The 21,248-nt window shown below is 72.7% G+C and carries 19 protein-coding genes; 8 read left to right on the top strand and 11 right to left on the bottom strand.

Annotation, left to right across the window (positions count from 1 at the left end; all coding sequences use genetic code 11):
• Positions 1-417: 417 nt before the first annotated feature.
• A complete protein-coding gene (locus AB0G50_RS18200) occupies positions 418-3,585 on the bottom strand; it encodes an ATP-dependent DNA helicase (protein WP_360109427.1) in 3,168 nt (1,055 codons plus the stop codon).
• Positions 3,586-3,664: 79 nt separating this feature from the next.
• Here AB0G50_RS18200 and AB0G50_RS18195 point away from each other — a divergent pair, with 79 nt between their 5' ends.
• Positions 3,665-3,988 carry an MGMT family protein gene (locus tag AB0G50_RS18195; RefSeq protein WP_360109424.1) on the top strand — a complete coding sequence of 108 codons (324 nt, stop codon included), beginning with the start codon at positions 3,665-3,667 and terminating at the stop codon, positions 3,986-3,988.
• On the opposite strand, the gene AB0G50_RS18190 is transcribed toward AB0G50_RS18195, so the two are convergent.
• Positions 3,954-4,340 carry a tetratricopeptide repeat protein gene (locus AB0G50_RS18190; protein WP_360109421.1) on the bottom strand — a complete coding sequence of 129 codons (387 nt, stop codon included), beginning with the start codon at positions 4,338-4,340 and terminating at the stop codon, positions 3,954-3,956. The genes AB0G50_RS18195 and AB0G50_RS18190 overlap by 35 nt on opposite strands.
• Positions 4,337-5,296: a pirin family protein gene (locus AB0G50_RS18185; protein WP_360109418.1), complete on the bottom strand. Its 960-nt coding sequence runs from the start codon at positions 5,294-5,296 to the stop codon at positions 4,337-4,339. The genes AB0G50_RS18190 and AB0G50_RS18185 overlap by 4 nt, the downstream gene beginning before the upstream one ends.
• 194 nt (positions 5,297-5,490) lie before the next feature.
• Between AB0G50_RS18185 and AB0G50_RS18180 the strand changes: the two genes are divergently transcribed.
• Positions 5,491-7,161, top strand: coding sequence for a hypothetical protein (locus AB0G50_RS18180; RefSeq protein ID WP_360109415.1), 1,671 nt, complete (start codon positions 5,491-5,493; stop codon positions 7,159-7,161).
• A 7-nt stretch (positions 7,162-7,168) separates the two neighbouring features.
• Here the strand turns inward: AB0G50_RS18180 and AB0G50_RS18175 are convergent, their stop codons facing one another.
• The 4 genes from AB0G50_RS18175 to AB0G50_RS18160 form a co-directional block, all read right to left on the bottom strand.
• Entirely contained in the window at positions 7,169-7,966 is a 798-nt protein-coding gene (locus AB0G50_RS18175) for a TIGR02569 family protein (RefSeq protein ID WP_360109412.1), read from the bottom strand.
• A gap of 171 nt (positions 7,967-8,137) precedes the next feature.
• Positions 8,138-9,310: an adenylyltransferase/sulfurtransferase MoeZ gene (moeZ, locus tag AB0G50_RS18170; protein WP_360109409.1), complete on the bottom strand. Its 1,173-nt coding sequence runs from the start codon at positions 9,308-9,310 to the stop codon at positions 8,138-8,140.
• An 85-nt stretch (positions 9,311-9,395) separates the two neighbouring features.
• Positions 9,396-10,424, bottom strand: coding sequence for a DUF3152 domain-containing protein (locus tag AB0G50_RS18165; RefSeq protein ID WP_360109406.1), 1,029 nt, complete (start codon positions 10,422-10,424; stop codon positions 9,396-9,398).
• A 102-nt stretch (positions 10,425-10,526) separates the two neighbouring features.
• Positions 10,527-11,510 carry an alpha/beta hydrolase gene (locus AB0G50_RS18160; RefSeq protein WP_360109403.1) on the bottom strand — a complete coding sequence of 328 codons (984 nt, stop codon included), beginning with the start codon at positions 11,508-11,510 and terminating at the stop codon, positions 10,527-10,529.
• A 138-nt stretch (positions 11,511-11,648) separates the two neighbouring features.
• On the opposite strand from AB0G50_RS18160, the gene AB0G50_RS18155 reads away from it, so the two are divergent.
• Positions 11,649-12,305, top strand: coding sequence for a TetR/AcrR family transcriptional regulator (locus AB0G50_RS18155; RefSeq protein WP_360109400.1), 657 nt, complete (start codon positions 11,649-11,651; stop codon positions 12,303-12,305).
• Between the two features lie 137 nt (positions 12,306-12,442).
• Here the strand turns inward: AB0G50_RS18155 and AB0G50_RS18150 are convergent, their stop codons facing one another.
• Positions 12,443-13,306: an alpha/beta hydrolase gene (locus AB0G50_RS18150; protein ID WP_360109397.1), complete on the bottom strand. Its 864-nt coding sequence runs from the start codon at positions 13,304-13,306 to the stop codon at positions 12,443-12,445.
• Positions 13,303-14,202 carry a diiron oxygenase gene (locus AB0G50_RS18145; RefSeq protein WP_360109394.1) on the bottom strand — a complete coding sequence of 300 codons (900 nt, stop codon included), beginning with the start codon at positions 14,200-14,202 and terminating at the stop codon, positions 13,303-13,305. The genes AB0G50_RS18150 and AB0G50_RS18145 overlap by 4 nt, the downstream gene beginning before the upstream one ends.
• A gap of 60 nt (positions 14,203-14,262) precedes the next feature.
• Between AB0G50_RS18145 and AB0G50_RS18140 the strand changes: the two genes are divergently transcribed.
• Both AB0G50_RS18140 and AB0G50_RS18135 read left to right on the top strand, forming a co-directional pair.
• Entirely contained in the window at positions 14,263-14,985 is a 723-nt protein-coding gene (locus AB0G50_RS18140) for a TetR/AcrR family transcriptional regulator (protein WP_360109391.1), read from the top strand.
• A complete protein-coding gene (locus AB0G50_RS18135; protein ID WP_360109388.1) occupies positions 14,985-15,296 on the top strand; it encodes a DUF4873 domain-containing protein in 312 nt (103 codons plus the stop codon). The genes AB0G50_RS18140 and AB0G50_RS18135 overlap by 1 nt, the downstream gene beginning before the upstream one ends.
• 73 nt (positions 15,297-15,369) lie before the next feature.
• Here the strand turns inward: AB0G50_RS18135 and AB0G50_RS18130 are convergent, their stop codons facing one another.
• Both AB0G50_RS18130 and AB0G50_RS18125 read right to left on the bottom strand, forming a co-directional pair.
• Positions 15,370-15,600 carry a DUF3107 domain-containing protein gene (locus AB0G50_RS18130; RefSeq protein ID WP_360109385.1) on the bottom strand — a complete coding sequence of 77 codons (231 nt, stop codon included), beginning with the start codon at positions 15,598-15,600 and terminating at the stop codon, positions 15,370-15,372.
• 66 nt (positions 15,601-15,666) lie between these two features.
• Positions 15,667-16,338: a ferritin-like fold-containing protein gene (locus tag AB0G50_RS18125; protein ID WP_360109382.1), complete on the bottom strand. Its 672-nt coding sequence runs from the start codon at positions 16,336-16,338 to the stop codon at positions 15,667-15,669.
• Between the two features lie 356 nt (positions 16,339-16,694).
• On the opposite strand from AB0G50_RS18125, the gene AB0G50_RS18120 reads away from it, so the two are divergent.
• The 3 genes from AB0G50_RS18120 (at position 16,695) to AB0G50_RS18110 (ending at position 20,771) form a co-directional block, all read left to right on the top strand.
• Positions 16,695-18,311 (top strand): DEAD/DEAH box helicase, encoded by a 1,617-nt coding sequence (locus AB0G50_RS18120; protein WP_360109603.1) that lies wholly within the window; start codon positions 16,695-16,697, stop codon positions 18,309-18,311.
• An 82-nt stretch (positions 18,312-18,393) separates the two neighbouring features.
• On the top strand, positions 18,394-19,785 hold the full coding sequence (locus AB0G50_RS18115; protein WP_360109379.1) for a hypothetical protein: 1,392 nt from the start codon (positions 18,394-18,396) through the stop codon (positions 19,783-19,785).
• Between the two features lie 110 nt (positions 19,786-19,895).
• A complete protein-coding gene (locus AB0G50_RS18110) occupies positions 19,896-20,771 on the top strand; it encodes an alpha/beta hydrolase (RefSeq protein WP_360109376.1) in 876 nt (291 codons plus the stop codon).
• Positions 20,772-21,248: the final 477 nt, after the last annotated feature.

Genomic DNA, 21,248 nt, shown 5'->3' with positions numbered 1-21,248 from the left:
CCAGGCGGCCAGGCGGCCAGGCGGCCAGGCGGCCAGGCGGCCAGGCGGCCAGGCGGCCAGGCGGCCAGGCGGCCAGGCGGCCAGGCGGCCAGGCGACCAAGCAGCCCAAGCAGCCAAGCAGCCAAGCAGCCAAGCAGCCCAAGCAGCCAAGCAGCCAAGCAGCCAAGCAGCCAAGCAGCCCAAGCAGCCAAGCAGCCAAGCAGCCAAGCAGCCCAAGCAGCCCAAGCAGCCAAGCAGCCAAGCAGCCAAGCAGCCCAAGCGACCAAGCAGGCCGAGGCGGTGGTTGGTTGGTGGCTGTGCTCGTCCAGGGCTGCGGCGGTTGGCGGGGTGGTGCGGCGGGAATCGGTTCGGTTAGGTCGGTGGTTGCCGTGGGCGACCAAGGCTTGCGGGGTGGGTGGGTTTCGGGTGGAGGTGGGGTTATTGGCTTACTTGGCGGCCCGATTCGTGGATCGGGCAGGTGGTTCTGGCTGGGCAGCGGTTGCAGTCCTGGTTTTCCCTGGCCTCGTAGGACGGGCCCACGCTTGACCCCGCGGCGGCCTGGACGGCCTCCAGCCAGACTCGGACGCCCTGTTCGTCCAGTGGGGACTGTTCCAGTTCGGTCGCGCCCGTCTTCTTGTTCTCCTTCGCCACGTACAGCAGCCGCGCGCCGCCCGGGTCGGTGCGCAGGCCCAGGTGGGTGAAGCCGCCCAGGGCGGAGGCCAGTTGGTAGACGGCCAGTTGCGGGTGTTGGCGGGCCTCTTCCTTCGTCACCGGGTTCTTGCCCGTTTTCACGTCCACCACCACCGGGCGGCCGTCGCGGTCGGTTTCCAGGCGGTCCACGAGGCCGCGCACCTTCAGCCGCGGGCCGCCCTCCTTCTTCGGGACCTCGACCGAGATCTCCTCCTCGACCGCCACCTGGGTCAGCTGCGACCGGCTGCTCGCCAACCACGACAGGAACGTGTCCAGCATCCGCTCGACCCGCACCCGCTCCCGCCGCGAGAACCACGGCGCGCCCGCGTCCACCGCCGCCCACGCCTCGGCCAACTGCGTGCGCAACTCCTTCTCCTCCGCGCCGGACGCCGCCGCCTGCGCCAACGCGTGCACCAGCGTCCCGGTGATCGACGCCAGCTCGGCCGGGTCCTGCCCGCCGTGCCGTTCCACGACCCACCGCAGCGGGCACTTGGCCAGCACCTCCACCGTGGACGGCGACACGCTCACCGTGTGCTCCTCCGTCCACAGTGGATCGCCCGTCGACACGGGAGCCAAGCCGTACCAGGAATCCGGGTGCGCGCCGGGCACACCCTCCGCGGCCAGCCGGGCCAGCTGGGCCGCCGCGCGCTCCCGCCGCGGCACGGGCTCGTCCTCACCGCACACCACCCGGCGCAGCTCGCCGACCAGCTCGGCCAGCACCAGCCCGCGCTCGGCCGGCACGATCCGCCGCTCACCCTCCTCGGACGCCGACTCCTCCAGCTCGTCCAGGAACCGCGACGGCTGCTCGTCCTCGCCGCGCACCGCGCTCACCATCAGCGTCCGCCGCGCCCGCGACGCCGCGACCAGCAGCAACCGCCGCTCCTCGGCCAGCAGCGGCGCGACCGCCGACACCGTCGCCGCGTCCACCCCGGCCACCACGTCGACCATCCGCTCGACCCCGAGCAGCGAGCCGCGCAACCGCAGGTCCGGCCACGACCCCTCCTGCACGCCCGGCACCGCCACGACCGTCCACTCCCGACCGGCCGACGCGTGCGCCGTCAACACCGTCACCGCCTCGCCGGTCGGCGCGGACGCGGCGAGCGTGTCGCCCACGAACTGCTGCGCCGTCAGGTAGTCCGCGAACCCCTCGGCGCCGGAACCGGGCAGCCGGTCCACGTACTTCGCCGCCGCCTCGAACAGCGCCACGACCGCGTCCAGGTCCCGGTCGGCCTGCATCCCGGACGTGCCGTGCCGCGCGGACTGCGCCACCCACCGCTGCTCCAACCCGGTGGTCTGCCACAGCTCCCACAGCACCTGCTCGACGCTGAGCCCGGTCGCGATCGCCTTGCGCGCGCGTTTCAGCAACCCGGACACCCGCCGCGCGGGCATCGCCTCGACGTCCTCCAGCGCGGCCAGCCGGTCGGCCTCCTCCAGCACCTGCACCAGCAGTTCGCCGCTCGGCCGGTCACCGCCCGCGGCCATCTCGAGCCGGCGCAACCCGCGCCGCAACCGCCGCAGCGCCAACGGATCCGCGCCGCCCAGCGGTGACGCCAGCAGCATCGCCGCCGTGTCCTCGTCCAACGTCCCCGGCACGGCCGCGCAGCGCAGCAGCGCCAGGAACGGCAGCACGGCGGGCTGCTGGGCCAGCGGCAGCTCGTCCGACAGCACGGCCACCGGCACGCCGGCCGCCAGCAACGCCCGTTGCAGCACCGGGAGCGACCGGACCGCCGACCGCGCCACCACCGCCATCTCCGACCACGGCACCTCGTCGATCAGGTGCGACCGGCGCAGCTGGTCGGCCACCCACGCCGCCTCCTGCGCGGCCGAGGCGAACAGCCGCACCCGCAACGCGCCCGCCTCGCCGTCGGCCGGCTCGACCGCGCGGGTCGCCGACGTGCCGGGCAGCCGGGACGCCAGCCGCGCCACCGCGTCCCGGATCCCCGGCGCCATCCGCCACCCCCGCCGCAGCACGACGGTCGGCGCGTCGGACTCGGCCAGCAGCGCCGGATCCGCGCCGCGGAAGGTGAACACCGCCTGGTCCGGGTCGCCGAACAGCACGAACTCCCGCGCCGCGACGCCCAGCGCGCGGACCAGCGCGTGCTGCATCGGGTCGAGGTGCTGCGCGTCGTCCACGAACAGGTGCCGCACCCGCGCCCGCTCCTCGTCCAGCACGCCGGGCTCGGTGTCGAACGCCAGCAGCGCGCTGCCGACCAGCTCGGCCGCGTCGTAGGTCGGCGCCATCCCCTGCCCGAACCCGGACAGCAGGTTGACCTCCTCGTACTCGCGGCCGAACAGCCCGGCCGACACCCACTCCGGCCGGCCGTGCTCCCGGCCGAGGTCGACCAGGTCCTCCGGCGCGAGGCCCCGCTCGGTCGCCCGGGACAGCAGGTCGCGCACCTCGTGCGCGAACCCCGGCAGCCCCAGCGCGGGCCGCAGCCGCTCGGGCCACTTCGCCGCGCCCATCGCCACGTCGCCCGCCAGCAGGTCGCGCACCATCGCGTCCTGCTCCGGACCGGCCAGCAGCCGGGGCGTCGGCTCGCCCGCGCGCACCGCCCGCGCCCGCAGCACCGCGAACGCGTACGAGTGCACCGTGCGCACCAACGGCTCCTGCGACGTCGGCAGCACGCCACCGCGCGCCGGCCGGGCCAGCAGCCGGGTGACCGCCGACCGCATCTCGACCGCGGCCCGCCGGTTCGGCGTCAGCACCAGCACGTTCTCCGGACGCGCGCCCAGCCGCAGCACCCGGTCCGCCACCACCTCGGCGAGCAGCGTCGTCTTGCCCGTCCCGGGGCCGCCCAGCACCCGCAACGGCCCCGCGACGTGCTCGAACACCGCGCGCGCGGGCACGTCCCAGTGCCGCCGGGGCCTCTCGCGAGGTTCCCGGCGCACCAGCACGGGCGCCCGATTCACGGCCATGGCGAAGATGGAACCACGAGGCACCGACAATTCCCGGACGCGGTCCGGCGGCGGTGATCGTCGTGGCATCCTGTCGCGCGTGGATGAGCAGTTGCACGAGAAGATCCGCGACACCGTCCGGTCGATCCCGGCGGGCAGCGTCGCGACCTACGGCGACGTCGCCGACCTCGCGCGGGCACCGTCGCCCCGGCTGGTCGGCCACGTCCTGAACGAGGACGGGCACGACCTGCCGTGGCACCGGGTGCTGCGCGCCAACGGCACCTGCGCGCCGCACATCGCCGAGGAGCAGTTGCAACGCCTCCGGTCGGAGGGCGTGCTCGACGACGGCGGCAAGGTGAACCTGCGCAAGTACCGCTGGGCGGAGGCCGTCAAGGACGAGGAGGAGCCTCCGTCGTTGTTCTGACCCACCGCCGGGCCCGGTCGACCTCCGCGCCCAGCTCCGGGTCGCCGGTGAGCGCCGCGGCCAGCTTCAGCTGCGGCACCGCCTCGGCGTGCCGGCTCTGCCTGCTCAGCGTGCGACCGAGCAGCAGCCTCGTGTAGCCGTCGGCCGGGTCGAGGTCGACCAGCCGGCGCAGCACGCGCTCGGCGTTGCCCAGCGACGCGGACTGGAAGTGCGCCAGCGCCAGCTCGGTCAGCACGGTGCGGTCCTCGGGCGCGTGCTCGACGGCCTCCGCGAGGATCCGGGCGGCGCCGCTCGGGTCGCCCGCGACGCGGAACTCCCGGCCGCGCCGCAGCAGTTCGCGCACATCGGTCATGACAGCTCCTCGTCCGCCGGCGACAGGTGCGGCACCCGCGTGCCGCCCAGCCGCCCGGCCTGGAAGTCCTCGATCGCCTCGAGGATCTCGTGTCGGGTGTTCATCACGAACGGCCCGTACCGGGCCACCGGCTCGCGCAGCGGCAACCCGCCGAGCACGAGCACGTCCCACGTCGTGCCGGCCCGCGCGGTCAACGCCCGGCCCGGGCCGAGCACGGCCAGCTGCCCCTCCTCCAGCGGGCGCTCCTCCGGCCCGACCACACCGCGGCCGGACAGCACGTAGACCAGCGCGGTGAACTCCTCGGGCCACGGCAGCCGGAGCCGCGCGCCCGCGGCGACCGTCGCGTGCAGGTAGGTGATCGGCGTGTGCGTGACGCCCGGTCCGCGGTGCCCGGCGACCTCGCCCGCGATCACCCGGACGAGCGCGCCGCCGTCGTCGCTCGACAGCAGCGCGACGTCGTGCGCCCCGATGTCCTGGTAGCGCGGCGGGGTCCACTTGGCCGACCTCGGCAGGTTGACCCACAGCTGCACGCCGTGGAACAGCCCGCCGGTGGTGACCAGCTCCTGCGGCGGCAGTTCGCTGTGCAGGACGCCGGAACCGGCACTCATCCACTGCGTGCCGCCGTCGGTGATCAACCCGCCGCCGCCGGTGGAGTCCCGGTGCTCGAACGCGCCGTCGATCATGTAGGTGACGGTCTCGAACCCGCGGTGCGGGTGCCACGGCGCGCCCTTCGCCTCACCGGGCCCGTACTCGACCGCGCCCATGTGGTCGAGGAGCAGGAAGGGGTCGGCGAGCGCCAGGTCGACGCCCGGGAACGGCCGCCGCACCTGGAAGCCCTCGCCCTCCAGGAACGTGCGGGCAGGCACCACCTTGTGCACCCCGCGCCAGTCCGTGCCGGCCTCGGGCAGTGCGGGGAGCCTGGTCAGGGTCAGCGTGTCGGCGGTGACGGCGGGCATCTCTGCCTCCTTCGGCGGGACCACCGGATCCGGCGGTCGCTCACCCCGTGTCAACCTGGTTGAACCATCAACTATTCCGGCGGGGTCGGACCGACGCCCGACCGCGACCAGGTGCCGTAACGAAGGCGACCGATGGTCCGACAGAGGCATCGAGGCGGCGGGTCCAAGCGGAATGGCGAACCTGGGGACGCGCGATGTCGAGAAAACTCCCGAAACCGATCGGGTCCGCAGTCGCGGCGGCCGTCGTACTGCTCGACGTCCTCTTCATGTCCGCGGTGTACCGGGACGGCAGCCGTTGGCCGACGCTCGCCGCACTGCTGATCGGGACAGTCGTACTGGTGGCGAGGCACACCTATCTCGCACACTATCGACCTTTCCACACCCCCGCAGCGAAGCCGGACGACCCCGATGCAGGCGTAGCCCTCGCCGGACGACTCCAACAGGAGTCGGGCGATTCGCCGGGACCCTCGGCGGGAGAAGCCATGGCCTTCGCCGGCTGCCTGGTCCGACCGGACCGGTTTCGCCGGCGGATCGTGGAGGAGTGCGTGCCACAAGGCCGCACGCTGCGCAAAACGGTGACCGTCGACCTCGAAATACCCGAGCGCTTCGCGGCCGACGCCGCGCCGGAACACGTGCACCTCCCGATCCTGATCGGCCCCAAGGGTGACCTGCTCGACGATTTCACCGTCCGCAATACGAACAACGAGGAAACGCCGTGGCTTACCCGCGGTGAATACCTCACCCTGGTCACCAAGGTGCTGCGCGTTCTTCTTTCGACATCGGAGCAACGCGCTCCGGGCGAGGGCCTGTCGCCGGATGCGACAAAGGCGGAACGGCGTGCCATCGAGTGCATCGTCCGACGAAGCGACCCGCGACACGACATGCAGGTCGACCATTCCGGCGCCGAGGCCATCGCCCGGCTGGAGGTCGACAACCCGGTTGCGCAGAAGATGGCCGTGCTGTTCGTCCAGGCGCTCTCCGGAAACGACGCCGTCGTGGTCCGCGTGCGCGACGTGGACGGGAGTCGACGGCACCGCGTCACCTACGGGGTCACGCTGATACCCACGTTGGTCCTCGAGCGTTCCAGGCGATCACCGCGGTGGTCGGGTCGCGGGTTCCTCCAGGTCGCGCTCGGCGCGGGTTCCTCGAAGCTCTTCCTCGACATCTCCAACGCCGCGACCTGTCAGAGCTACCACCTCTACGTGCGCGCGCCCGACGGTTGCTACCTGGCGCATCAGGCGCTTCGCGATGTCCACGGGACCACACGACAGCAGGTCGACCCCGTCCGAGGGGCCCCGCATTGGCGGTTCCGCGAGCGACTGGGCCAGCCGTACGCCCATTTCCACGCTCGGCACTTCCCGACGGCCGACCACGGCCGCAGGCCGGGCGTCGAACTGGCCTTCGACGAGATCCCGCCCGGTTCGACGATGCGCGCGACGATCACCGCGCTCGCCGCTCTCGCGATCCTCTGGATGATCGGTTTCGCCATCTCGAAGGGCACCGACTCCCAGGCGCCCGGCACCGACGCCCCGGCGTTCCTCCTGGTGTTCCCCGCACTCGCGGCCACCTGGCTGGGTCTCGACGCCCCGTCGCGCGTGGTGGAGGTCCCGATGTCGGCACGGCTCTCGGTGCTGATCACCCTGGTGCTGTCGGTGATGGGCACCGGGCTGTACGTGCTGCACAAGAGCCTTGGGCACGGCTTCGACGCGAAGGTGCCGGGCGGGCAGTCGATCCTGGGCGTTTCCGACCTCACCTGGGCCGTCGTCGTGGCGGGCGCGCTGCTCAACGTCCTGTGGATCGGCTACCGCTGCGTCGTCCAGATCTGGGCGTACCTCACGTGCTTGACGGCCGACCCCACGAAGTGACACGAGATCACAGCAGCGCGACGACCTGGGTGGCGGTGCGCTCGATGCCCGTCAGCGACAGGCCGCTGGAGCGCGGGTGCAGGGCGTGGACCGCCAGGCGGAAGATCGCGGCGCGCAGGAGGGTCTGGGGCCACTCCTCCAGGTGTTGCCAGCGCTGGGCGAGGCCCGCGTCCGCGCCGCCCCACGCGAGCGAGTCGACCGCCACGATCGCCGCGCCGTAGGCCGCCGGGCGCCAGTACGCGCTGAAGTCGATGATCGCGGGCGCGGCGTCGCCCGCGAACAGGACGTTGCCGAACAGGTCGCCGTGCACGACCTGGTTGCGGGCCGTCACGGGCTTGCGGTAGCCCGCCAGGAGTTCCACCAGCCGACCGCCCAGGTCCGGATCCAGGTCGGCGGTCTCCTCGTCCCACGCGATCCGGTCCGCGGTCGCGAACAGGTCGGTGCGGGCGTCCAGGAACCGCGGCTTGGGCAGGTCCGCGGTCGCGGTGTGCAGCCGGGTCGCCACGGCCACCACCTCGTCGTGGCGCGGCTCGGCGCGCCCGGACAGGTACTTCGTGGCCGCCCAGCCGCCGACGACGTAACGGCCGTCCGTGGAGCGAAGGGGACGCGCCACGCGCAGGTTCTCCACGGTGAGGGCGTCGAGCGTCTTCGCGACCCACGTCGCCTCGGCGGGCTTGCCGGCGGGGCGGATGGCGGCGTCGCCGCACCGCCACGCGGGACCGCCGTCGATCAGCTCCGGTTCGGCGTCACGCTGGCCGAACGCGGCACGCACGTGCGACGGCGGAGGCTCCGGAGGTGTGGTCACGCGGGCACGCTACCTGCACCACCCGGCCAGGTGGTGGACCTGGGGCGTTGCGTCGCGCGCCGTGCACACGTTCGGCGGAGTCCGCATTAGTGCGGTTCCAGTAGGTAGCCGAGGTCACCACGAAAAAGAAGGGGGTCGCCACGCGGGCGACCCCCTCCTCCGACACCGATCTCAGTACGTGGGCAGGCTCTGGTCGATCTGCCGGGCCCACGCCAGCACGCCGCCGCCGACGTGCACGGCGTCCTTGAAGCCCGCGCCGTGCAGCACGGCGAGCGCCTCGGCCGACCGCGCGCCGGACTTGCAGTGCAGCACGATCTGGCGGTCCTGGGGCAGCTCGGCGAACGCCTCGCCGGAGATGATCCGGTCCTTCGGGATCAGCACCGAGCCGGGGATGCGCACGATCTCGAACTCGTGCGGCTCGCGGACGTCGACCAGCACGAAGTTGTCGCCCCGGTCCTGCTTGTCCTTGAGCTCCTGCGGCGTGATCGTGCTGTTCGCCGCCGCGGCCTGCGCCTCGTCGGACACGACGCCGCAGAACGCCTCGTAGTCGATCAGCTCGGTGATCTTCGGGCTCTCCGGGTCCTTGCGGATCCTGATGGTCCGGTACGACATCTCCAGCGCGTCGTACACCATCAGCCGGCCCAGCAGCGTCTCGCCGATGCCGGTCAGCAGCTTGATCGCCTCGGTCACCATGATCGAGCCGATCGACGCGCACAGCACGCCCAGGACGCCGCCCTCGGCGCACGAGGGGACCATGCCGGGCGGCGGGGGCTCGGGGTAGAGGTCGCGGTAGTTCAGGCCCTGGCCGTCGGGCGCGTCCTCCCAGAAGACGCTCACCTGGCCCTCGAACCGGAAGATCGACCCCCACACGTACGGCTTGCCCAGCAGCACGGCGGCGTCGTTGACCAGGTACCGGGTGGCGAAGTTGTCCGTGCCGTCCAGGATCAGGTCGTAGGGCCGGAAGATCTCCAGCGCGTTCTCCGACGTCAACTGCTCCTGGTGCAGGTTCACCGTGACCAGCGGGTTGATCTCGGCGATCGACTCCTTGGCGCTGAGCGCCTTCGGCTTGCCGACGTCGGACTGGCCGTGGATCACCTGGCGCTGGAGGTTCGACTCGTCCACGACGTCGAAGTCGATGACGCCGAGCGTGCCGACACCGGCCGCGGCCAGGTACAGCAGCGCCGGGCTGCCGAGGCCGCCCGCGCCGACCACCAGGACCTTCGCGTTCTTCAGCCGCTTCTGGCCCGGAACCCCGACATCCGGGATGATCAGGTGGCGGCTGTACCGCGCCACTTCTTCCTTGGTCAGCTCCGCTGCGGGCTCGACGAGCGGCGGAAGCGCCATCTGGGTCCTCCTCGGGGAAACATGTCCTTCACAGATGGACAACACCAGCGTGCCCGTCCGTCTTCCCTCACGGGAAGTCGTCCCACTACTTGGGCGCGACGGGGAACGCGTTGGGCGTGCACACCTTGCCGTCGGCGGGCACCGCGTCGCGGTTGGACGGGTCGACCTCGTTGAGCTTCGCCACGTAGTCGTTGGCCACGCCGAACGTCTGCTGCATCATCACCGGCGCCGGCTGCCCGTTCTCCTTGCAGCCCTCGTGGCCGTTGCCCAGCGCGTGGCCGACCTCGTGGTTGATGGCGTACTGCCGGTAGTTCGAGAGGTCGTTGCTGAACGCCTTGGCACCGCGCACCCAGCGCGCCACGTTGATGATCACGCGCCCGGTCTGCGGGTGCCAGCACGACGACTCGTACTGGATCTGGTTGCCGCACATGCTGTGCGTGGTGTTCGTGGTGGTGAGGCTCACGGTGAAGGACGGGTTCGCGGTGGCGTCCACCCGCTGGAGCGCGACCGCCTCGGTGCCGACCCAGCTGCGCGGGTCGTCCAGGAAGTGGTCGACGGTGCGGGCGAACGCCTCCTTGTCACCGCCGTAGTCGGCCGGGTCGACGCCGTCCTCGATCGCGATCGCGTAGGTGGACAGCGTGCCCTTGCCGACCTGGGGCGTGGTGCCCGGCACGACCTGCCAGGTGCCGGCGCCCTGCTCGCTGTACTTGGGCCCGTCGGGCAGTTCGGCGGTCGGGATGTCGACCAGCTTGACCGGCGCGGGCGGCGTCTCGCTGACCCCGGTCGGCCCGGGCTTGGCCTCGGCCGACCCCGGCGGCGTGCCGGTGGCCGACGCGGCCTCCTCGACCCGGCTGGGCACGGCGGTGTCCACGACGACCAGCACGGAGAGCACGACGAGCACCGGGATGGCGTAGATGCGCCACCCGTAGTTCGCGACCAGGCCCTTGACCCCGCTCCGACGCGGCGTCCGGTGCGCTTCCCCCGGTTCCCAGGAGGCGGCCAGCGGCTCGGCGGACGTGCGTCGGGCACCGCGGCGGTAGCGGTCCTCGTCGTCCGACGGCCGGACGCCCGGGGTGGGCGCCGCTTCCCGCCCGCCCTGCGATGTCCGGTTCACGGACCAAGGGTGCCACAACCGCGGGCGTCCGGTGGACCGCGGCCGACCGCGGGCCATCACCCTTGTGGGTGCACCTCACGGCCGCCGCCGACCACGCCGCGCTCACCAGGTGCCGGCGTCCACCGACTCCCACATGCCGAGCGCGGCCCGGGCCACCGTCACCGGGCGCTCCATCTGCGCCACGTGACCGGTGCGCGGCAGCACCAGCAGCCGGCCCTTGGGCAGCACCTTCGCCAGCCGCGGCGCCTTGCGGACGCTGACCAGCCGGTCCTCGGTGCCCCACACGACCAGCGTCGGCGCGGTGATCCGCGGCGGCAGCTGCCACATCGACCGCGACCGCGGCACGAGCCAGGTCCGGATCAGCTCGGTCGTGCTGCGGCCCAGCGCCAGACCGGCCCACGGCTGCGCCGAGCGCTCCGTGTACTCCTCGTGGCTCTGCGCGATCCGGCCCGGCGGCACCGCGGACGGGTCGGCGAAGCACAGCCGCAGCATCTGCTGGGTCCGCTCCTCGGGGGTGACCAGCGCCAACTGCGCACGCACCCGGGCGCCCAGCACCGGCAGGAACGCCAGCGGCAGGCGCGGGTCGGACACCCGGCGCAGCGACGGGCGCAGGTCCGGCACGGCCGGCGAGACCAGCGTGAGCGTCCGCACCAGCTCCGGCCGGGTCGCGGCGGTGATCAGGGCGATCGCGCCGCCCATGGAGTTGCCGAACAGGTGCACCGGCCCCGTGCCCAGGCTCTCGATGAACGTCGCGACGACCTCGGCGTGGGTCGTCATGGAGAAGTCGTAGCCGTCGACCGGCTCGGACCGCCCGAACCCGGGCAGGTCGAGCGCGTGGCCCGCGGCGAACGGCGACAGCTGGGCCGAGAGGTCGGTCCAGTTGGTCGCCGAGCCGCCGAGGCCGTGCACGTAAACGGCCGTTGACCCGGTCGGTCCCGGCGTGCGGCGGACGTGGACGCGGTGACCCGCGACGTCCACGCAGTCACCGGGCCAGGGATCGATCGTTGTGTCCAGTGGTGGCAACGAAGTGGCGGAGAGGGGCACGTGTGTGACGGCGGCTCTGCTCGCCTCCAGGGTGTCGGTCATTGTTCCAGGATGCCTGCACGGACGTCCTACGAAACGAGAAGCTTTCCCGGAACGCTGCTACCAGCGAGTAAGGTTCTTGCCGAGCCGGGAGGGCAACCCCCTCCGGCGGCGCGAAAGACTGGTTGGGTGGAGGGCACCATGACGGAGACGGCCCAGACTGCGGTCGGGCACCACGGCGGCCCGGCGGGACGCGGCGTGAGGCTGCCGCGCACCGCCCGCCGTGCCCAGTTGTTGGCCGCGGCGCAGGACGTGTTCGTGAACAACGGCTACCACGCCGCCGCGATGGACGAGATCGCCGAGCGCGCCGGAGTCAGCAAGCCCGTGCTGTACCAGCACTTCCCGGGCAAGCTGGAGCTGTACATGGCGCTGCTGGACTCCCACGTGGACGAGCTGGTGGACCGGGTGCGCGGCGCGTTGGCGTCCACGACGGACAACAAGCAGCGGGTGCAGGCGACGGTCGGCGCGTTCTACGACTTCGTGGACGGTGAGGGCCAGGCGTTCCGGATGGTCTTCGAGTCCGACCTGCGCGGCGAACCCCAGGTGGCGCAGGCCGTGGAGCGGGCGACGACGGACAGCGTGGACGCGATCACCGCGACCATCACCACGGACACCGGCCTCGACGAGCACCGGGCACGGCTGCTCGCGGTCGGCCTGGTGGGGTTGAGCCAGGTCACGGCGCGCGCGTGGCTGGCCGACGACCGCAAGGTCCCGAAGCAGGACGCGGTCCAGCTGATCTCGAACCTCGCGTGGCGCGGCATCGGCGGCGGCTTCCCGCTCCAGCACCACGAGCTGTGAGGCCGCGTCGGTAGGTCGCGACTCGTTTCACCGCGATCACGCTCTTCGATCGCGGTGAAACCAGTCGTGAACTGCCGACCTCCAGGCGGCCGAACCGCCGTGCCGCAGGCGCGGCGATTCAACACAGCCGGCAGTGCTCACAACAGCGCGGCCACGTGTGTTGTGACCTCTGTGGATCTTTCCAGCGGGAGCATGTGGCCCGCTCCCGGGTAGATCACCAGCTCGGTGTGCGGAAGTTCGTCCGCGATCACTCGCGCGTGGCGCACCGGGGTCAGCCGGTCCGCGCCGCCCGCCAAGACCACCGACGGCACGTGGGCCAGGTCGGTCAACGCCTTGCGGCGCTCGTGCTCGTTCAACGAGTCCCGGAACGCGACCATGCCCACCGGGTGGCAGCGGCCGATCATGGTCGTGGTGGCCGCGACGTCCCGCCACGACGGCCGCTTGCCGAACAGCAGCCAGCGCACGCCCGGTCGGGCAGGCGTCGGACGCCGGAGCAGTTCGGGACGGCGGAACCGGGCGATGCGGCGGTTCATCGCCTTCTCCCCCGCCACGAACGCGCGGCCCAGCACGCCGGGCAGCCCCAGCGTCGAGCCGGCCAACCCGCCCGACGACGTCGCCACGAACACCACGCCCGCGACCCGGTCGAACAGCTCGGGCCGGCGCTCGGCCAGCGCCATGATCGTCATGCCGCCCATCGAGTGCCCGACGAGCACCAGCCGGCCGGTCGGCGCCCGGTCCGCGAGCAACTCCACCAGGTCGTCGGCCAACTGCGCGATGGTCGCGGTGCCGACGGGCGCGGGCGCGGAACGGCCGTGGCCGCGGTGGTCGTAGCGCAGCACCCGGCCGGGCAGGTCCGGCGCGACGCGGTCCCACGACGTGTGGTCCAGCGTCCAGCCGTGCACCAGCACGGTGGTCACGGCCGCGGACCGCGGGCCGGTGTCGACCACGTGCAGCGCGGTGCCGTCCGCGGTCGCGAACCGGGTGTCCGAGGGCGCGCTCATCCGAGCAGGAACGAACGCCGCCACGCCCGCATCCCCGGCTTCCCGACCAGGCCGTTCTCGTCCAGGAACTTCATGATCCGCTCGCCGGACCAGCGGATCGTCTCCTGCCAGACCGGGTTGCCCAGGGCGGCCTTGTGCGCCTCGTCCCGGTCCAACCCGACGGCCGCGTAGACCTCCGGGTTGATCAACGACCGGGTGACGAACATGGACGTGGTCGCGATCAGCCAGCGCTGGTAGGGCAGCTCGGACTTCTTGAGCGTCGCCATGCCGCGCACCACCTCCTCGCGGGCGAACCGCACGTGGCGGGCCTCCTCGAGCACGTGGATCCGGTTGACCATGCGGACCAGCGGCTGCACGGTCTCGTCGGCCATCGTCTCGCGCTGGAGCCGGTCGAGGACCTCCTCGGCGACCAGGATCGCGCCGTAGAGCGCGGGGCCGTAGCCGATCACCGGGAGCAGCTTGCCGAGCTGGTACACGTGCCGGCGCGGGCCGTAGGGCGGGCAGCCGATGCGCTCGACCATCCGGGCGAACATGGTGGAGTGCCGGCACTCGTCGGCGACCTCGGTCAGCGCGTACTGCGCGTGCTTGGTCGTCGGGTCCGAGCGGTAGACCTCCTTGAGCAGCATCTGCATCAGCAGGATCTCGAACCACAGGCCCACGCTGGCGATGCTCGCGACCTCGTGCCGGGACAGGTCGATCCGCTGCTCGGGCGACATCCGCTCCCACAGCGCGGTGCCGTAGAGCGAGCAGCGGTGCTCGGGCGTGTAGCGCAGACCGTCGACCAGGGGCGCGGACCAGTCGATGTCGACCTCGGGGTCGTAGAACTTGTCGGCCGAGGAGTTGAGCAGACGCTCGGCGGTCTTCTCGCGGTCCGCGACCTTCAAAGTCCTCGTCATCGAGTCCTCCCCGGGTATGTGCTACTTGAGGTAACAGTTACTTCTGGTAGCGTGCGTCACATGGCACGAACTGTCAAGGGCGGAACGGACGCGCGGCGCGAGCGGTGGAAGGGCCACCGGGAGGCACGCCGCGCCGAGTTCGTGGAGGCCACGATCCGCGCGGTCGCCAAGCACGGACCCGACGTGGGCATGGACGAGATCGCGGCCGAGGCGGGCGTCAGCAAGCCCGTGCTGTACCGGCACTTCGCGGACAAGTCCGACCTCTACCTGGCCGTCGGACAGCGCGGCACCGAGCTGCTGATGGACCGGCTGGTGCCCGCGATCGGCCACGACGGCCCGATCCGCGCCCGGATCCGGCGCATCGTGGACGCCTACCTGTCGGTCATCGAGGAGAACCCGAACCTCTACCGGTTCGTGGTGCGCGGCTCGTTCACCGACCGACCCGTCGAGCAGGACGTGGTGGGCGAGGACAAGGCGCTCATCGCGGCCGCCCTGGCCCGGATCCTCGGCGACTACCTGCGCGCGTTCGGGATGGACTCCGGCGGCGCGGAGCCGTGGGCGCACGCGCTGGTCGGCATGGTGCAGAACGCGGGCGACTGGTGGCTCGACCGGCAGTCGATGACCAGGTCGAACCTGAGCGACTACCTGACCACGATCATCTGGCACGCCATCGACGGCCTGCTGCGCTCGGCGGGCGTCGAGCTCGACCCCGACGCGCCGCTGCCCACCGATTCCACCGGAGAAGAGCCCCGGCTGCGGCTCGTGGACGCCGAGGAGGCGTGATGTCGGAGGACCACCAGGAAGAAGAGGCCCACGAGGACGGCTACACCGGGCAGGCGGTGCTCGTGTTCGAGCAGCGCGAGGTGCCGGTGGACGTCGAGCTGCGCGGCTACTTCCAGCCGATCGACGGCCGCTACCACTGGTACGGCCGGGTCGCGGCGAACGAGCAGGTCACCGAGCTGGTCGAGGCGGGCGCGCGGTCCGCGCTGCTGCGCACGCCGGCCGGCCAGGCCACCGGCGCGCTGACCGACCCCGACCCGTGGCGGCGCTACCGGGTCGCGGGCATCTCGACGCCGCCGTTCACCGTCGGCTGACCCCCGACGCGCCGAAGCCGGAAAAACAACGAGGGCGCCACCCGAACGGGTGACGCCCTCGCGGTGTCACGGCTCAGTCGCCGGTGGCGAAGCCCACCCGGCGGGAGTCGCTCGGACCGATCTCCACGTACGCGATGCGCGCCGACGGGACCACGAACCGGGCGCCCTTCTGGTCGACCAGCACCAGCCGACCCTCACCGCTCTTCAGCGCGTCCGCGACCTGCGACTCCACCTCGTCGGGGGTGAGACCGCTGGACACCACGAGCTCCCGCGGGCTGTCCGCGATGCCGACCCTGACCTCCACGCTGACCTCCGTGCACGCGTTGACGAGCCGCCCGAAGCGGCAATCAGACGACTTTCGAAGTCAACCCTAGCCGAGCCCGAGCGCCGTCATGCGCCGCGTGTGGCTCTGCTGCAACCGGCGGAAGAGCGCGGCGATGCCCGCGAGGTCGCCGGAGCCGCGCACGATCAACTCCGCGAGCCCGTCCCGCTCCGCCACCACGTACTGGGCCTGCGTCAACGCCTCGCCGAGCAGCCGGCGGCCCCACAGCGTGAGCCGGTCCTTGAGCTTCGGGTCGGCCTCGCAGGCGCCGCGGACTTCGCGCTCGGCGAACGCGGAGTGGCCCGTGTCGGCCATCACCGCGAGCACCAGCTCCCTCGTCGGCGCGTCCAGCCACTCGGCGACCTCGCGGTAGAAGTCGGCCGCGAGCCCGTCGCCGACGTAGGCCTTGACCAACGACTCCAGCCACGACCGGGGCGCGGTGGAGGTGTGGAAGCCGTCGAAACCCGACACGAACGGGCGCATTGCGTCCTCGACCGAGTGACCCCGGTCGGCCAGGTACCGCTCCAGCAGGCCGTAGTGCCCGATCTCGGCCGCCGCCATCTGGGACAGCGCGGCGCGCCCGGACAGCGTGGGCGCGGTGCGCGCGTCCTCGGCCATCCGCTCGAACGCCGACAGCTCGCCGTACGCCACCGCGCCGAGCAGGTCGACGACACCTTCCGCGACCTCGCCGGACGGCTGGTCCACCACGGGCTCACTCATGGCCGGGAGCCTAGCCGGGCCTCCGGGCGTGTTCCGCGCGACAGCGCAGGCACGCGGCCCGTCCGCCGATGCGGTCGTTGCGCCCCGATCGGCCTAGTCGCCGGGTAGAGTGGCTCTTCGACGCCCGGCGCGGCGCGGCCCAGCAGGGGCTCGCAGCGGTGCCGAAGGCTGAACTGCGGCGGCACCGTGCCGCCAGGAGAGGGTGCGCACACACCTCGCCGGCCCTCCCGCGCCACGCACGACCCGCCTGACGGGGTCGCGGTGCGGTCGAGAGGCCCGTACAGGCCGTGCGCGCTGGTACGAGAGAGGCGATCACCCTGACCGCGACCAACGAAGACACGGAACACCTCGACCCGGTGGCACTGGAGCACAGCGAGGCGGGTGTCCCGGACGAGGACACGTCCCACCCGCTGGTGGCCGACGCGCCGGTGACCGACGACGCGCCGACGTTCGCCGAACTGGGCGTCCGCGAGGAGATCGTCCGCTCGCTCGCCGAGGCGGGCATCGAGCGGACGTTCGCCATCCAGGAGCTCACGCTGCCCCTCGCGCTGGCCGGTGACGACGTCATCGGGCAGGCCCGCACGGGCACCGGCAAAACCCTGGGCTTCGGCATCCCGCTGCTCCAGCGGATCACCGTCCCGGGTGACGGCACGCCGCAGGCGCTCGTCGTCGTGCCGACCCGCGAGCTGTGCCTCCAGGTGACCCACGACCTGACCGACGCCGCCCGGCACCTGGACATCCGGGTGCTGGCGATCTACGGCGGTCGGCCCTACGAGCCGCAGATCGCCGCCCTCCGCAAGGGCGTCGACGTGGTCGTCGGCACGCCCGGCCGGCTGCTCGACCTCGCCGAGCAGCGCCACCTGGTGCTGGGCAAGGTCAGCGGCCTGGTGCTGGACGAGGCCGACGAGATGCTCGACCTCGGCTTCCTGCCGGACATCGAGCGCATCCTGCGGATGGTCCCGGACAAGCGGCAGACCATGCTGTTCTCCGCGACCATGCCCGGCCCGATCATCACGCTGGCCCGGACGTTCCTCAACCAGCCCACGCACGTGCGGGCCGAGGAGAACGACGCGGGCGCGGTGCACGAGCGCACCGAGCAGTTCGTCTACCGGGCGCACGCGCTCGACAAGACCGAGCTGCTGGCGCGCGTGCTCCAGGCGCGCGACCGCGGCCTGTCGATGATCTTCACCCGGACCAAGCGGACCGCGCAGAAGGTCGCCGACGAGCTGGCCGAGCGCGGGTTCGCCGCGGCGGCCGTGCACGGCGACCTCGGCCAGGGCGCGCGCGAGCAGGCGCTGCGGGCGTTCCGCTCGGGCAAGGTCGACGTGCTGGTGGCCACCGACGTGGCGGCGCGCGGCATCGACGTCTCGGGCGTCACGCACGTGGTCAACTACCAGTGCCCGGAGGACGAGAAGACCTACGTGCACCGCATCGGCCGCACCGGTCGCGCGGGCCGCACGGGCGTCGCGGTGACGCTGGTGGACTGGGACGAGACGCCGCGCTGGAAGTCGATCAGCGACGCGCTGGGGCTGGGCAAGCCGGACCCGGTGGAGACGTACTCGACCTCGGACCACCTGTTCGCCGAGCTGCACATCCCGGCCGGCTCGACCGGCAGGCTGCCGCTGGGCCTGCGCACCCGCGCGGGGCTGGACGCGGAGCCCGAGGAGAACCTCAAGGGCGAGAAGAAGACCCGTCGTCGGCGTCGGGCCCGCGGTCCGGCCACGAACGGTGAGGCCGCGACGACCGACGAGTCGTCGTCGGACGAGAGCGCGCCGACCAGGCCCCGGCGTCGCAGGCGCAGTCGCGGCGGTGTGGTGGCGGGCGAGTCCGGTGGCTCCCCGGACGCGGCACAGCCCGCCGAACCGGGTGACGCGCCGGCCGCGGAGGGTGGCGACCGACCGCGTCGGCGCCGACGTCGTCGGACCGGCGCGGAGGCCGGTGGTTCCGCCGACGCCGTGCCCTCGGCAGACTGACGCCTCACACGGATCACCTTCCCCGTGGGGCAGCATGTCGCCTCACGGGGGTAGATCCACCGACACCATCGGGAGCCGGGCAGTGGTTCAGGAGTCGTTCGAGCCGGAGCGCGACGAGTCGGAGCGCCCCGAGCCGGAGAGCACCGGAGCGGAGCGGGCCGACGAGGGTCGCTCCGGGTCGGAGCGGGCCGAGTCGAACGGGCAGGCCGAGCCGGAGGACGTCCTCCGGCCGACCGACGCCGACCAGGACGACGTGCCACCGCCCGAGCCCCGCACCTGGCGCACCAGGGGCGACTACATCGCGGTCGCCGTGATCACGGCGGCCGTGCTCGTCACCTCGCTGGTGCTGTGGCGCACGAGCGACGCGGTCGGCACCACGTCGCAGACCGGCCCGAGCAGCATCGCGCCGCTGGAACCCGCGATCGTGCTGCCGCCGAGCCTGGCCGAGGCCTGGCGCGCGCCCAGCGGCGCGACGCCGGTGCCGGTGAACCTGGACTCCGTCGTGGTGACCGGCGACGGCGGCGAGGTGGTCGGCCACGACGCGCTGACCGGCGAGGTCCGCTGGCGCTACAACCGCGACATCCCGCTGTGCACGGTGTCGACCACGTGGGGCAAGGTCATCGCCGCGCACACCAAGGGCACCAACTGCTCGGAGATCGAGACGCTCGACCTGGCGTCGGGCAAGCGCGGTCCGCAGCGCAACGGCGACGCGGAGACCGGCACCCGGCTGCTGGCCGAGGGGTCGCACGTGGTGACCACCGGCGACACCTACTTCGAGGTGTACCGGCGCGACGACCTGGTCAAGGCCCTGGAGTACGGGCAGCTGCGGGCGATCGTGAACCCGAACAAGCAGCCGCGCACCGGGTGCACCTACCACTCGTTCGCGGTGACCCAGGGCAAGATCGCGATCATCGAGCGCTGCTACGCGCAGGAGAACGCCGACCGCCTCACGATCCTCAAGCCCAACCCGGAGAAGAACGACGAGCCGCAGGTGCTCGCCAGCGTGGTGGTCGGCGGCAAGGGCGCCCAGGTGGTGGCGATCAGCCCGACCAAGGTCGCCGTCGCGCTGCCCGGCAGGCTCGAGGTCTACGAGAGCGAAACCGCGGGCAAGGTCGCGGACTACCCGGTCGAGGCGACCGCGGCGGACCTGGAGGACCAGCCCGGCAAGGTGGCGCAGACCGCGACGAGCACCGCGAACGTCTACTGGCACGTGGGCACGAGGACGATCGCGCTCCAGGTCAACGACCTGAACCCGGTGTGGACCAAGGAGGACACGCGGGGTCCGGGCACCACCATCGCGGGCCGCGCGCTGATCCCGGTGCGCGACGGCCTCAAGGTCGTGGACCAGCTGACCGGCGCCGAGATCGGCACCATCCCGGTCGACCGCGGCGGTTACACGGGTCCGATCGCGATGGCCACCGAAGGGCCGGTCGTGCTGGAGCAGCGCGGCGACACGCTCGTCGCCCTGCGCTGACCCGGGGAATCGGGCGAAACGGCGGAACCGGCGACGCGGCCGAAGAACAGGCCGCAGGTCTTCGTCCGCCGGCAACGCGCCGGACCGCTTCGTGGGGCAGACTTTCCGACGTGCACTCGCAGCTCAGCCCACACCACGCGCACCGCGTCGACCTGCCGGGCAGGCACGGTCCGATCGCGGCGCTGCGCGCGGGCGCACGGGGGCGCGACCTCGGCGCGACGGCGTTGCTGCTGCCCGGGTACACGGGGTCCAAGGAGGACTTCGCGCCGCTGCTCGACCCGGTGGCCGACGCGGGGTTCGAGGTGGTCGCGATCGACCTGCCCGGCCAGTACGAGTCGGCGGGCCCGGTGTCGGAGCTCGACCACCGGCCCGGTCCGCTCGGCGCGGCGCTGGCCGAACTCGTCGGCAAGCTCGCCGCCGAGGGCAGGCGGGTGCTGCTGCTCGGCCACTCCTACGGCGGTCTGGTGGCGCGCGGCGCGGTGCTGGCGGGCGCGCCGGTGTCCGGGTTGACGCTGATGTCGGCGGGACCGTCCGAACTGCCGCCCGGCGCCCGGCGGACCGCGCTCGACCAGGGCGAGGTGGTCCTGCGCCGGCACGGCGTCGAAGCGGCCCAGCAGGTCAACGAAACCCGCCAGTCGCTCAACCCCCGCTGGGCGCAGGTCCCGGACGCGCTGCGCGAGCTGTACCGCGAGCGGTTCGTCCGCTCCTCGCCCGCCGGGTTGCTGGGCATGGGCGACGGCCTGCGCGGCGAGCCGGACCTGGTGGCGCGGCTGGGTCGCACGCTGCGCACCGAGGGCGTGCCGTGCCTGGTGGTGTGCGGCGAGTTGGACGACGCCTGGTCGGCCGCGACGCAGCGGGACATGGCCGAACGCCTGGACGCCGACTTCGCCGTGCTGGCGGGTGTCGCGCACTCGCCCAACACCGAGGCGCCCGAGGCCCTGCTGGGCACCCTGCTGCCGACCTGGCGGGCCTGGCTGCGCCCGTGACGCGACACGGCTCCCCCACGCGCCAGGAGAGCCACCCGGGTCACCGGGACCGCCCGGCACCCCGCCACCGGCCTCGGCGTGCAGCGCGCGTGACGCGACACGGCTGCCACACGCGCGCCGACTGGAGCCGAGCAAGTCATCGAGACCGCAGGGCACCCCCGCAGCCGGTCTCGGCGACCCGGGCCGACCAGGTCGGACCAGGTCAGGTCGGTGTCGGACCGGGTCGGGTCGGTGTCGGACCGGGTCGGGTCGGGCGGACGGGGTCGGGTCGGTGTCGGACCGGGTCGGGTCGGGCGGACGGGGTCGGTCGGGTCGGGTCGGTCGGACCGGGTCGGTCGGACCGGGTCGGGCGGGTCGGGTCGGTCGGACCGGGTCGGTCGGACCGGATTGGGTCGGGTCGGGCGGGTCGGGCGGGTCGGGCAGTGCGCGTGACGCGACACGACCGCCCTACGGGCCGACAGGGCACCGCACCTGATC

This window comes from Actinosynnema sp. NPDC020468, from assembly GCF_040642015.1.
Lineage (GTDB): Bacteria > Actinomycetota > Actinomycetes > Mycobacteriales > Pseudonocardiaceae > Actinosynnema.
The sequence above is the reverse complement of the archived record's forward strand: the minus strand, read 5'-3'. Positions and strand labels throughout refer to the sequence as shown.